A 13,071-nucleotide genomic window follows, 5' to 3' on the forward strand; every position below is an offset into this window, starting at 1 on the left:
CGCAAAAAGTTACGACATAGTGTATCGATTGTTGCCAGATTATCTATAGGAAATCGATAAACTATAATCTTAAGGTAATATAAATGAATTCCCTGTGCTGTGGAGCCGCATTGTCGACAACCAGTACCGCTGTTAACAAGCGCAAAAAATGCCCGACAACCTTGCCGGACATTTTCTAAACAGATAAAGATATTCAGTCGCTGCCAAAAAGATCGCGGGTATACACTTTATCCGCCACATCTGACAACTCTTCCGCCATACGATTAGACATAATCACGTCAGCTTCTTTCTTAAAAGCATCCAAATCGCGAACCACCCGTGAATGGAAGAAGTGATCTTCTTGCATAACCGGTTCATAAACAATGACCTGGATCCCTTTCGCTTTGATTCTCTTCATAATCCCCTGAATGGACGAGGCGCGGAAGTTATCGGAACCACTCTTCATAATCAGACGATAGACACCGACCACTTTAGGGTGGCGCGCCAGAATGGAATCTGCAATAAAGTCTTTACGCGTGCGGTTGGCATCCACAATCGCTGAGATAATATTGTTTGGTACGGATTGATAGTTAGCCAGTAGCTGCTTGGTATCTTTCGGCAGGCAATACCCCCCGTAACCAAAGGAAGGATTGTTGTAGTGGTTACCGATACGCGGATCCAGGCATACGCCTTCGATAATCTGTCGGGAGTTCAACCCCAGACTCTCAGCATAGCTGTCCAGCTCGTTAAAATAGGCCACACGCATTGCCAGATAGGTATTGGCAAAGAGCTTGATCGCCTCAGCTTCTGTTGCATCGGTGAACAGCACATCGATATCTTTCTTGATCGCACCTTCCTGTAACAGAGCCGCAAAGCGTTCTGCACGTTCCGAGCGCTCGCCAATGACAATCCGCGATGGATGCAGGTTATCGTACAAGGCCCTCCCCTCACGCAGGAACTCTGGTGAGAAAATGACATTATCGATACCCAGCTCTGCTTTGATCGATTGGGTGAAGCCGACTGGAATGGTTGATTTGATGATCATCACGGCGTTTGGGTTAATTGCCGTCACATCCTTAATCACCGCCTCTACGCTTGAGGTATTAAAATAGTTCGTTTTTGGATCGTAATCCGTCGGAGTGGCAATGATCACGAAATCGGCATCGCGATAGGCATCCGCTTTATCGGTGGTTGCACGGAAATTCAGCGGCTTGTGGGTAAGGTATTCCTGGATCTCTTTATCAACAATCGGAGAGATTTTCTGGTTTAGCATATCTACTTTAGCCTTTACGATATCCAGTGCCACCACCTCATGGTGTTGCGCAATCAGGATCCCGTTTGAGAGACCAACATAACCCGTTCCGGAGATTGTTATTTTCATTCATTCAACTTCTATATGAGTGAGTATCAGGAAGCGACTACCGCTCCACCGTAATAAGCAACTGATGAGGTTTTTAGCGCGTATGCTAAGTTGATGTCAAGCAGCTGAAATGACTGTGTAAAAGCAGGAATGCGGTATTTTGTACCGGCGAACATTGCAGTGTGTTGGTTAACCGAGAAAACATGGGGATCGGAGACGTAAAAAAACCCGGCTAATATCACCGGGTTTCGCTATATGACTGAGTTAAATCAGATTAATCCAGCCACTCGGTGTGGAACACACCTTCTTTATCAGTACGCTTATAAGTGTGCGCACCAAAGTAGTCACGCTGCGCCTGAATCAGGTTTGCAGGCAGAACGGCAGCACGATAGCTGTCGTAGTAGGCCACTGCTGCAGAGAAGGTTGGAACCGGAATACCGTTCTGCACTGCATAGGCAACCACGTCACGCAGCGCTTGCTGATAATCGTCAGCAATTTGCTTGAAGTATGGCGCCAGCATCAGGTTCGCAATGCCCGCGTTTTCTGCGTAAGCATCGGTGATTTTCTGCAGGAACTGGGCGCGAATGATGCAACCTGCGCGGAAGATCTTCGCGATTTCACCGTAGTTCAGATCCCAGTTGTTCTCGTCAGATGCGGCACGCAGCTGAGAGAAGCCCTGAGCATAAGAAACAAGTTTGCCCAGGTACAGTGCACGACGCACTTTCTCGATAAATTCGGCTTTGTCGCCTGCAGGCTTGGCCTGCGGACCGCTCAGCACTTTAGAGGCCGCGACACGCTGCTCTTTCAGAGAAGAGATGTAACGCGCAAAGACAGACTCGGTAATCAGAGACAGCGGCTCGCCCAGATCCAGAGAGCTCTGGCTGGTCCATTTGCCGGTACCTTTGTTGGCTGCTTCATCCAAAATCACGTCGACCAGGTATTTACCGTCTTCATCTTTTTTGGTGAAGATGTCTTTAGTGATGTCGATCAGGTAGCTGCTCAGCTCGCCATTGTTCCAGTCGGTGAAGGTCTGCGCCAGCTCTTCATTAGACAGGTTCAAACCGCCTTTCAACAGGGAATAGGCTTCTGCGATAAGCTGCATGTCACCGTATTCAATACCGTTGTGGACCATCTTCACATAGTGACCCGCGCCGTCTGGACCGACGTAGGTTACACACGGCTCACCGTCTTCTGCAACGGCAGCAATCTTGGTCAGGATCGGCGCAACCAGCTCGTAGGCATCTTTCTGACCACCAGGCATGATGGATGGGCCTTTCAGAGCACCTTCTTCGCCACCGGAAACACCGGTACCAATGAAGTTGAAGCCTTCAGCAGACAGCTCACGGTTACGACGAATGGTGTCATGGTAGAAAGTATTGCCGCCATCAATGATGATGTCGCCTTTTTCCAGATATGGCTTCAGGGAGTCGATGGCAGCATCTGTACCAGCACCGGCTTTCACCATTAACAGGATACGACGAGGCGTTTCCAGGGATTCAACAAACTCCTGAACCGTATAGAAAGGAACCAGTTTCTTGCCCGGGTTCTCTGCAACCACTTCTTCGGTTTTATCACGAGAGCGGTTGAACACGGAGACGGTATAACCACGGCTTTCGATATTGAGCGCCAGGTTGCGCCCCATCACTGCCATACCGACGACGCCGATCTGTTGCTTGGACATTACATACTCCTGTCAGGTGTGGTCACCGCGACGTGTGCGCGGTTTGAAAAGTGACTTAGATGTTAACTCAGTTTAAGGTCTGGCAGATAGCTAAAGGTGCACTAAAGCGCATAGCTCAACCCAGCACATCCATTATTTCAGGCGTTAACCGCTGATGTTATAAAATTGTCTGATAAGGCGTTTTGTCTCACTGCTGTCGTTATATGGTAACAACGTGACCGTTCCGTCTTCATTGGTAATAAAAAAGTCATCGCCAATAGCGGTCGAATGAGAAAATGGCGACTTGCAGCTCACATCAAATAATGAACATCCCAGAAAATAGTTCATTGAATATTGAATACCTAACATATGAAGTAATGTAGGCGCCAGACTTAATGAGTTTTGAGCATGAGCATTAATAACTTGCGGCTTCACATCCTTGCCAATAATAATCAATGGCATGTCATTCACAAAAAACTGTGCATTGCTGTTAAAACTTTTTTTGTAATCAGTTGATGGGAATGTCGCATGATCTGCAGTAATAATCAGTAAGGTATTATCATAAAGAGCACTGTTTTTAAAGGACTCAACAAACTTGCCTAGTTGAAAATCAAAATTATAAAATTTATTGTATAGCGCATTCGTTCCATCAGCGAATTTTTCATTGGGGCTATCCTGCCCGTGATGCGTACCTGATGGATAAACACCTACAAAAAAACGCTCGTTATTTTTTTCTTTGCCGCGCAGGAAATCACGTAATGCGTTAAATGTTTGTTTATCCGTCATCCTGTCATGTTGATAACCAACAAAATTACCCATCCCCAAAACCTGATCAAACTTTAATGTTTTGAGCATAGTGTTAAGCGCACTGTTCTTTTCGGTAGAGGCAATAAAGTAATTGTGATAACCAGATTTAGTTAAAATTTCAGGCAGGGTTATCTGGCGTTGAAGATAAATATTATTTATCTCATTAGTTGATAATTGATTGATACCAGTGCCTTCATTCGTCACGCCATCGCGATACTGGTATCCGGATGTTAACTGTCCGCGTAATCCGCGAAAAGTAGCAGCAGTATGGTTATAGTAATTTGTTACATTGATCCCTTCGTGCGTCAGGCGATCCAGATTCGGTGTAATTGAAAATGTTCTTCCATTTGTTTTACCGATAACTTCTGATGAAATACCTTCCGTAAAGATCACAATGACATTGTAATCCTTAAAACTCATTTTCCTGTCAATTGGATCATTGTAGAAATGAGTTTTCAGGAATAATTTACCCTCATCACCGACTTTTGCATTTGGAGTAAAAGTAACTTGTAAGTAGTAAAATTTGAAGGTGTTATACAATGACTGTATGGGGCCCTGAACAACGCAAGAGAGAGCCAGGGCGGAAATAACAACAACAATATTTACATATCTACTTTTCGTTGGCCTGCCGCGGCAGACCATCACTTGTGAAAACAAAACAAATAATACAAACACACCTATAATTTTAATAAAAGCTGAAATGCCCAGCGAACCAAACTCTGCGCTGTTGGACAGCGCCAGTGGCATGAGATACTGTCCAGAAGAAAACAAAGAGGCAGCCTGAACACCTAAAATGATGAAATAAGCACCCCAGAGAATTCTACGAACAATATCGCTTCTGATAAAATTGTTGGCGAAGCAAAGAAACACAAACTCGATGACAAAAGAAGAAAGGAGGTCTAATCGGCCAACATAGGCAAGCATGGCTGCAAAGGGTAGCGCAAAACAAAAAGAAAAAAATAATGGGTTTTTTAATTTCATTGCAGCTCAATATTATTCAATTTAAACATAGTAAGCCCGATCACATACGCTAAAATAAACTTTCATATGCCGAAGCGATACTTTCCCAGCAATATTTATCATTAGCAACATTCTTTAACTCTTGTCCCATGTTCGGAACAGATCCACTTATAACCTCATGCACCGCAAGTTGAAGGGCATCACAATCAGAAAAAAACAGCGCCACGTTGTTTGTAGAGTAACGGTTAAATGTACAGTCAAACGCAATTACAGGAACGCTGAAATGCATAGCTTCAACCAACGATGGATTGGTACCACCTGCTGAATGCCCGTGAATGTATGCAATGCAATTTTTGCGCAGGCGATACAAATTATCGATATTGTAATCAGGGTCAAGGATCTCAATATTCGAGTAAGCACTGTATTTTCTCTTCAGGGCTTGACCATATTCGCTGTTATTCCAGTTACCCATAAATTTGAGCTTTTCATTTGATGCTACGAATGATTCAAGGATCATATCCACGTTATTTTCAGGCTCAATTCGACACAGCGAGAGAAAATAACCTTTCACTACCGCCTCGGTAGGCTCTCCTGTGGCAGTAACCGCGACAGCATGATCACCACCATAAGCGATGACTTCACTCTTACGTCCATACTCGCTTTCGACATATTCTGCGATTGCCTGATTATCCGAGATGACAATGTCCGAGTATTTCACCGCCAACTTTTCTGATTTTTTCAGGAACCACTTTACTTTAGGGCTCCATTTGTTCCGACGCCATTCCAGACCATCAATATTCGTTATCACTCGTGATTTAGATAATAATCGATACACAGGTAAGAAAATACATCCAGACACACCCAGAATCAATACAACATCCGGCCTTTTAATCAAACAAACTAACAGGCATAAAATATCGTATAAAATACTGGATGGCCCATTAGCGCTTACCGGCAAATAAATGAGTTCCGCATCACGATATTTTTTTATTTTATCTTTGTATTTTTTTGACGAACAAAAAACTTGATAAGTGATATTCCCTGATTGATAGTCAACCAGGTTTTGGACTAAAGACTCAAATCCGCCATAGCATGCTGGAACCCCAACAGTTCCAACCACAGCTATTTTTTTTCGAGAAGAACTACACATGTTGCACCTTTGAATTAATTGCCTTTATTCATTTTCTTTTGAAATGCATCTGCGATAGCCTTCCACACAACACCCACTGACTTCAGTTTATGTTTAGAATAAATGATTTCAAATACGATATTTTTGGCTGAGTGGAAGAAAAGATGATATCTGTATTTAAATGAATAATTAGAGTACACCATCAAGTATAAGGCATTTCTAATTTTATAATAATTTCTGAACGAATTATGTATAGTGACATTTCTACCAGCAAAATTCTTCTGACCATAACCTAATTCATGAGAAATCATTACCGACGGCGTTTGCACAACGAGATATCCTTTAGAATGCGCTCGCCAGCACCACTCGGTATCGACCCAATCGATGAACAGGTCTTCACGAAATGGACCTACAGCTTCCCAGGCATGTTTAGAAATTAGCATCCCGGAGGCGATGACATGTGAAGGAAACAGATCATCTGAGTCGCTGGTAGCAATCACTTTGCGGCTTGTGAAAGTGTCCAGTGTAACCGAAGGGTGAATATGGCCTGTACGATGGTCTTTAAAAAATGGTGAGCAGCAACCAATTTTATTTCCAGACTCAAGATTATGCTTTTCATAGTGCGTAATCAAAGTACCTACAGAATTTTCAGGGAAAATCGTATCCTGATCTGAGAAAAAGAGATAATTAAGCTGTGGATTTTGAAGCGCTATTTCAGCACCATGGTTTTGTGCAAAAGCAATACCTTTGTTGTCATTCAACAACACAATGTCTACGTTCGGTTCTGCTATCTCATTTAAAACATCACAGTCGGTTGAACCATTATCTATAACAAGGACATTATCGACCTGTTTGATTAAGGACATAATGCAATTTAGAATTTTATTTTTATCAGGATTGTATGTAATTACAATTGCTGTGACGCCATTACTCATTCAAAACTCCAAACATTACATGATAATAAAATGCCATATAAGATATTATAACTATTTTCATCAAAAATATTAGAATAGTTCTTTTTTCTCTAGCAGAAATTACGCTGGCCGTAACCATTAAGAAGAAATAGGCTTCAAGCACTCTAAATGCGGTTACCGGTAAAGAATACATAACAAAAATCATATATTGCAAAAATGCGAACGCGAAAAAATTAATGAAATATTTTCTCGTCGGAACTTTAAATTCCGGAATAGAAATCAAAAACCATGTGATAAACGTTAGTGATAATGAATTCAGAAGGTTTACATCACCATCATTACCAATTTTTTGACCAATCCCGTAATTACGAATTATTGAAATAAGCGTATCTGCATTACCCGATAGATAAATGAGAACAAAAACACCCGCAATCGCATTCCCTATAATCCGTGCTTTCCTCCAATGAACATAAGGGTACAATAAGAGAAAAGGTAGTGCTGACCAGTGCGCTGTTATTGCAATAAAGACAGAGATATAGAATGGTGTTAATCTTTTATTAAAAAGATAATAAATTGAAAACATCAGAATAGAAATACACAATCCATTTCTGATTTGTGTGTAATCTAAGATCCAACATGATACAAAGGCATAATACAGTAAAAATATTATTAGCCCTTGCTTACTTTTTGTATTCTTTACAAAGAACGAAGTCTTGATAACCAGTGAAATAAGTAAAACGGTGAAAATAATCAATTGATAACTGTTCGTCAGTGCTAGTAGAATACGATAGAACAATTCAAGTTGAACTTCATCAGCCGCGCTACCAGAAAAAATAGCTTTATAGTTTTCATAATCTCGACTCAAGCCAAAAAATTGAGTGTTAGACATGAAGAAACTCAAAACTAACGTTCCAAGCACTGCGAAAAAAACCAGATTAACAATGTTTTCTTTATTTTCTTTCATGAATTCGCATCAGTTGTGATAACTCATTGATACAATAATCCAGAGTTATAGAGTCTTATTGTTATCGAGTGTTTTACTGAAGAATAATTTCATTTCTTCAAGACACCTTCTAACACGCTCAACGCTTAACTCATGCTCTTTGATCAGATGTTGTTCTACCCTATCCTTAGTGCTATTTGCCCACAGTTGCTGGGCATCACTAAATCCATAAGAAAGCCCATATCGATCTTCAACATTTGGGTACCACTGCTCGATCGTTACATCGTCACCCGGGACAACGTAGGATGCACAGCCGCTTAATACTGCAAATAGTGAATAGGCAGTATAATCATCATAGCAAATGAACTTTTGAGATCGCTTAAATATATCAGCTGTTTCTTTATGATTAAGCCCATCTACACAAACTGAATTTTCTGGATGAACTTTCTTCTTATAACCACCTTTTCGAATCATGTGACAACACTCAATATCTCTAATGACTTCATCATCTTTCTTATAAATATCTAGCGGATAAAAGATAATTTTCATTTCATTAGTAGAAAGAGTGGAGCCTTCATTTTCGAAATCATCGATTGCCGTATTGAATTTAAAGTACAGTTCATTACGTCCGTAATCAAATTTACCAGTATGGAAACCTGGCTGATGAAGGAACCATCGCACGACATTATTTGCACCTAAAGGATTACCCAATACAATTTCTGGATAAATGACAATATAATCGTCTGCAATCTGCTGCCTGGTGATTATTGGTGTATTCCAGCTACTATTAACACGATACTCACGCTGTAGTTTTAACAACCACTTCGCCTGGCTAAATAACTTCCTCAGGCCTCCAGCAACAAGATACTCCGGTAATAAAGGCGTGATAAAAGCTGAGCCCAATTTATTCTCATTAATAATATCACAGAGCCGATGTAACACTATAGCTCCACCGCTATTTTCATCGAAAGTGGGAGCGCAGATAACAATTTTCATTAATTTACTCGTAAAACACCAGGTTTAATTATCTTATTGATAAGCATTAAATAACAGAAAGATATAATCACTGCTGCCATACCAATGCCTAATAAAGAAAAGAAAAGCAAAACAGGTTCATTCATCATTGGGCTCACATCAACCCGGTCAAAACACATAAAGTACAGTGTATTTATCACTATCAACGGAGCCATTTTAAATGCAATCGGGTAAAGTCCTTTATGGAAGAACTTATTAAAGACATACCCTCCCCACATCACGAATAGAAAAATGGAGTTTACTAAGTAGAATCGGGAGGTACCTTCTCCCAAATAATATTTGGCCATATAGAAATTTACAGGGACGATAACAATACTAAAAGCCGCATAGACAATGGTATGTAACTTTAACTTCCCTATACTGTATAGGATTAAGAATATAAAGTTAGAATAGACCGCAAACACCCCTCCCATGAATAACCACGGAAGATAATTTGATATGCTTACAGCCAAATCATTGTCACGCGTCCACAAGTAGACTAATTCTCTGGAATGGAAAAACAAAAATATCGCTAAAGGCAGCGTTAATAACAATATAAAGTCAAAGCTCTTATTAAACATATTGCTATAAGATTGATAGTTCTTTCTATAAAATAGCCCAGTCAATCTTGGTTGTAGGAACTGGTTTAGCGGATCACTCAGTACCGCCAACATACTCACAAATGATATAGCCACGGTGTAATGAGCATATTCAGCAAGAGGTAAATATTTAGCTAACGCAAGTTTATCTGACTGATTGACTAAAACCCACAGAATAGAAAGAACTGAAAGTTGAAGAGCAAACAACAGAATCGTTCTAAAACTATCAGAGACTATTTCACCATCATTCAAGTTAGACTCTTTACTTTGCGCTTTAATAGTCGTTAAGGTTCTTAAGCCAAAATAAATAATCATAATGCTATTAACAACTGCAAATAAAAGTTGCAACTTGAAATAAAGCACTATCCCATCATTACTAATGATTAAGAAGTAATATACCGCGACTTGTGACAATGTCATATAAATGACATTAATCGTTGTTAACAACACCTGTCTTTCATTAGCCAGCAATATACTTCGAAACGGGCCCTGTATATATTTAACAGAGAATATCATCAGCATTAATGCTATTGATTGTGAAATTGTTGAAGTCGGTAGTTTCGAGTTTAACATTCCGACCAACGAGTCTGAAAAGAAATGTCCGTATAACCAGATCACCGCCGAGATACATAAAAAAAACAATATTGCTTTATAAAAAATCTTGACGAAATTCTCGAATTCTTTTTTATTGTTTTTGCTTAGTATGGCTTGTCTTGTTAGGACACCACCGATTCCAGCATCAAAGATGCTCAGGCAGGCCTGCACCACAACGAAATAACCAATGAGACCATATGACTCGTTGCCTAAAAAATTGATAAGGAACGGAATCATCACAACTGCTATTACTGCGGTGTATATCCGAGCGATGTAGATATAACTAAGTACCCATATATCTTTATTTATTTTCATTTTATATCTTTAAATGGAGGGCAACCCTCCATTTTTGTTATGCAAAACAGGCAGCAATACTTTCGCAAATATAATCCACTTGCTCCAGAGTTAACTCGTAGAACATAGGCAAACGAAGTAATGTATCCTGGAATTTATCACTATTAGGCAGATCGATCAGATCATTGTTTTGCAAGAAATAATCGCTTTTATGAAGAGATAAATAATGGAAAACAGAGTATATACCGCGTTTTTTAAGTTCTTCGATTAAACCTGAGCGATCTTCAACGCTGTTGCAAATAATGTAAAACATATGTGCATTATTCGTTGCGTAATCGAAGAGGACTGGAAGTTCTATTTTCCCCTGTTGCTGGAGAGTTTTAAGATTCGATTCATAACGCTGCCAGATTTCTTTTCTTCGGGCTTGAATATCATCCAGATTCTCAAGTTGTCCATACAAATAAGCAGCATTCAACTCAGATGGAAGAAATGACGAGCCAATATCCACCCATCCGTATTTATTCACTTCGCCGCGGAAAAATGATGCCCGGTTAGTGCCTTTTTCACGAATAACTTCCGCTCTGGCGATAAGATTTTCATCATTAATCACCAGCATCCCGCCTTCTCCTGAAATGATATTTTTGGTTTCATGGAAGGAAAAAGCTGATAGTGCACCAAAGGATCCAAGCGGCTTTCCTTTATAGAAGGAATCAACCGCCTGCGCAGCATCCTCAACCAAAGGAATATTATGCTTTTTGGAAATTGCTGTGATCTTGTCCATGTCACATGCTACACCCGCATAGTGCACGACGATGATCGCCTTGGTTTTACTGGTGATATTGTTTTCAATTTCTTGATAATCAATATTAGGATGTTCTTCAGCGCTATCCACAAAACGAATATTAGCCCCGCGTAATACAAACGCATTGACTGTGGATACGAATGTATATGAAGGAGAGATAACCTCATCGCCAGGCTTGATATCTAACAGAATTGCTGCCATTTCCAGGGCATCTGTACATGATGTGGTCAGTAAAACTTTTTTAAAACCATATCGTTGTTCAAAATACTCACTACACTTTTTGGTGTAGTATCCATCCCCAGACAATTTTCCTTTTTTGATAGCATCGGCAATATAATCTAACTCAACGCCTGCAAGGTAGGGTTTATTAAACGGGATCATTGTATTTCCTTAACATAATTTTCAAACGTTCAGTTGTATTATTTTTGCCAATAACAAATTAACGAACTTAGAAGAGTGACTTATTTGTTCCTGTACACGCTTTCATTTCATCATCTCTTTAATGTGAAAATGCCCGCAAACGGGCATTTAAATGCGTTTCACACTCAGCCTTGTCGTGCCGCAGCAATCCCTTCGAAATCACCGCACTTTTCTGTTGAGTGAATACCAACAGCAACATAATTACGCGAGGTGCCCAGTGAACAGAGGAGTTCCCGCTCTGCCTGTTCTGTTTCACCAGACAGGAAGATACTCATTACTGACGTTCCCCGTAATTCTGCTCAATCCACGACTGATAATTGCCGCTTTTCACATTCTCAACCCACTGGGAGTTAGCCAGATACCATTCCACCGTTTTACGAATCCCGCTTTCAAATGTCTCCTGCGGTTTCCAGCCCAGCGCCTGGTTAATCTTCTCAGCATCAATGGCGTAACGGCGGTCATGCCCCGGGCGGTCAGTCACATAGGTGATCTGATCGCGATAAGAACCCTCTTTCGGCACAATTTCATCAAGCAGATCGCAAATGGTATGCACCACTTCAAGGTTTTGCTTCTCATTATGGCCGCCAATGTTGTAGGTCTCACCCACAACGCCAGTCGTCACCACGGTATATAACGCACGCGCATGATCCTCAACGTACAGCCAGTCGCGAATCTGATCGCCCTTACCGTAAATCGGCAACGCTTTGCCGTCCAGCGCGTTCAGGATCACCAGCGGGATCAATTTTTCCGGGAAGTGATAAGGGCCGTAGTTATTGGAGCAATTAGTGACAATGGTCGGGAATCCGTAGGTACGTAACCATGCCCGCACCAGGTGGTCGCTCGATGCTTTAGACGCTGAATACGGGCTGCTCGGCGCATAAGCCGTTTCTTCAGTAAACAGCGGCAGTACCGTACCGGCAGAATGCTCATCAGGATGCGGCAGATCGCCATACACTTCGTCAGTGGATATGTGATGGAAGCGAAACGCCTGTTTCACCTCTGCAGTCAACGTAGACCAATAGGCTCTGGCGGCTTCGAGCAGCACATAGGTTCCGACAATATTGGTCTCGATAAACGCAGCCGGCCCGGTAATAGAGCGGTCAACGTGGCTTTCTGCTGCCAGGTGCATAACCGCATCCGGTTTGTGCGTCGCAAAAATACGTTCCATCGCCGCTTTATCGCAGATATCAGCATGTTCGAAAACGTAACGCTGGCTGCTGTTCACTTCTGCCAGTGATTCCAGATTACCGGCGTAGGTCAATTTATCGACATTAACCACTTCATCCTGAGTGTTTTGAATAATATGTCGTACAACCGCAGAGCCAATAAAACCAGCACCACCCGTAACAAGAATTTTCACGCGTTAATTTCCGTTAAATAAAGAGATCGGATAATGAATTCAGGAACGGTATTTGAGCACCATGCCAGAAAACAACCACGCTACCGCCCCTGGCTTAACAGCTACCAGAGCACTGAGCAGGGTCAGAATGTGGACTTTTTGCAGTAAAATGCCAGCAAAGAGCCGGCAGGTACATCTGCAAGTCAGCCAATAATTGTCGTATTAAATGCCTGTAGAAACAAGGGAAAAAAGCAGGC

11 protein-coding genes are annotated in these 13,071 nt (G+C 41.4%); all 11 read right to left on the reverse strand.

Annotated features, from left to right (window positions below; translation table 11 throughout):
* Positions 1 to 193 precede the first annotated feature (193 nt).
* The 11 genes from ugd to rfbB all read right to left on the reverse strand — a co-directional run bounded on the left by ugd (position 194) and on the right by rfbB (position 12,835).
* Positions 194 to 1,360 (reverse strand): UDP-glucose 6-dehydrogenase, encoded by a 1,167-nt coding sequence (ugd, locus tag M8013_RS15520; protein ID WP_271268690.1) that lies wholly within the window; start codon positions 1,358 to 1,360, stop codon positions 194 to 196.
* A gap of 253 nt (positions 1,361 to 1,613) precedes the next feature.
* On the reverse strand, positions 1,614 to 3,020 hold the full coding sequence (gene gndA, locus M8013_RS15525) for an NADP-dependent phosphogluconate dehydrogenase (protein WP_271268691.1): 1,407 nt from the start codon (positions 3,018 to 3,020) through the stop codon (positions 1,614 to 1,616).
* Positions 3,021 to 3,164: 144 nt separating this feature from the next.
* A complete protein-coding gene (locus M8013_RS15530) occupies positions 3,165 to 4,787 on the reverse strand; it encodes an LTA synthase family protein (RefSeq protein WP_271268692.1) in 1,623 nt (540 codons plus the stop codon).
* 49 nt (positions 4,788 to 4,836) lie between these two features.
* On the reverse strand, positions 4,837 to 5,916 hold the full coding sequence (locus tag M8013_RS15535; protein ID WP_271268693.1) for a DUF1972 domain-containing protein: 1,080 nt from the start codon (positions 5,914 to 5,916) through the stop codon (positions 4,837 to 4,839).
* A 14-nt stretch (positions 5,917 to 5,930) separates the two neighbouring features.
* Positions 5,931 to 6,830, reverse strand: a complete 900-nt coding sequence (locus tag M8013_RS15540; RefSeq protein WP_271268694.1) for a glycosyltransferase family 2 protein — start codon at positions 6,828 to 6,830, stop codon at positions 5,931 to 5,933.
* Positions 6,823 to 7,773 (reverse strand): EpsG family protein, encoded by a 951-nt coding sequence (locus M8013_RS15545; protein ID WP_271268695.1) that lies wholly within the window; start codon positions 7,771 to 7,773, stop codon positions 6,823 to 6,825. The genes M8013_RS15540 and M8013_RS15545 overlap by 8 nt, the downstream gene beginning before the upstream one ends.
* A gap of 45 nt (positions 7,774 to 7,818) precedes the next feature.
* Positions 7,819 to 8,748, reverse strand: coding sequence for a WavQ (locus M8013_RS15550; protein WP_271268696.1), 930 nt, complete (start codon positions 8,746 to 8,748; stop codon positions 7,819 to 7,821).
* Positions 8,748 to 10,274: a lipopolysaccharide biosynthesis protein gene (locus tag M8013_RS15555; protein WP_271268697.1), complete on the reverse strand. Its 1,527-nt coding sequence runs from the start codon at positions 10,272 to 10,274 to the stop codon at positions 8,748 to 8,750. Before M8013_RS15555 ends, M8013_RS15550 begins: the two co-directional genes overlap by 1 nt.
* Positions 10,275 to 10,311: 37 nt before the next feature.
* The gene (rffA, locus tag M8013_RS15560; protein WP_271268698.1) at positions 10,312 to 11,436 is read right to left on the reverse strand and encodes a dTDP-4-amino-4,6-dideoxygalactose transaminase; all 1,125 of its coding nucleotides are present in this window, start codon (positions 11,434 to 11,436) and stop codon (positions 10,312 to 10,314) included.
* 164 nt (positions 11,437 to 11,600) lie between these two features.
* Entirely contained in the window at positions 11,601 to 11,750 is a 150-nt protein-coding gene (locus M8013_RS15565; RefSeq protein ID WP_271268699.1) for a hypothetical protein, read from the reverse strand.
* Positions 11,750 to 12,835: a dTDP-glucose 4,6-dehydratase gene (gene rfbB, locus M8013_RS15570; RefSeq protein ID WP_271268700.1), complete on the reverse strand. Its 1,086-nt coding sequence runs from the start codon at positions 12,833 to 12,835 to the stop codon at positions 11,750 to 11,752. The genes M8013_RS15565 and rfbB overlap by 1 nt, the downstream gene beginning before the upstream one ends.
* Positions 12,836 to 13,071: the final 236 nt, after the last annotated feature.

This window comes from Silvania confinis, from assembly GCF_025564085.1.
Lineage (GTDB): Bacteria > Pseudomonadota > Gammaproteobacteria > Enterobacterales > Enterobacteriaceae > Enterobacter > Enterobacter confinis.

What these genes read in the sequence shown, in the direction of transcription:
- M8013_RS15530 (WP_271268692.1), bottom strand. Translation starts at nt 4,787, where the DNA reads ATGAAATTAAAAAACCCATTATTTTTTTCTTTTTGTTTTGCGCTACCC.
- M8013_RS15565 (WP_271268699.1), bottom strand. Translation starts at nt 11,750, where the DNA reads ATGAGTATCTTCCTGTCTGGTGAAACAGAACAGGCAGAGCGGGAACTC.
- gndA (WP_271268691.1), bottom strand. Translation starts at nt 3,020, where the DNA reads ATGTCCAAGCAACAGATCGGCGTCGTCGGTATGGCAGTGATGGGGCGC.
- M8013_RS15535 (WP_271268693.1), bottom strand. Translation starts at nt 5,916, where the DNA reads ATGTGTAGTTCTTCTCGAAAAAAAATAGCTGTGGTTGGAACTGTTGGG.
- ugd (WP_271268690.1), bottom strand. Translation starts at nt 1,360, where the DNA reads ATGAAAATAACAATCTCCGGAACGGGTTATGTTGGTCTCTCAAACGGG.
- M8013_RS15555 (WP_271268697.1), bottom strand. Translation starts at nt 10,274, where the DNA reads ATGAAAATAAATAAAGATATATGGGTACTTAGTTATATCTACATCGCT.
- M8013_RS15545 (WP_271268695.1), bottom strand. Translation starts at nt 7,773, where the DNA reads ATGAAAGAAAATAAAGAAAACATTGTTAATCTGGTTTTTTTCGCAGTG.
- rffA (WP_271268698.1), bottom strand. Translation starts at nt 11,436, where the DNA reads ATGATCCCGTTTAATAAACCCTACCTTGCAGGCGTTGAGTTAGATTAT.
- M8013_RS15550 (WP_271268696.1), bottom strand. Translation starts at nt 8,748, where the DNA reads ATGAAAATTGTTATCTGCGCTCCCACTTTCGATGAAAATAGCGGTGGA.
- M8013_RS15540 (WP_271268694.1), bottom strand. Translation starts at nt 6,830, where the DNA reads ATGAGTAATGGCGTCACAGCAATTGTAATTACATACAATCCTGATAAA.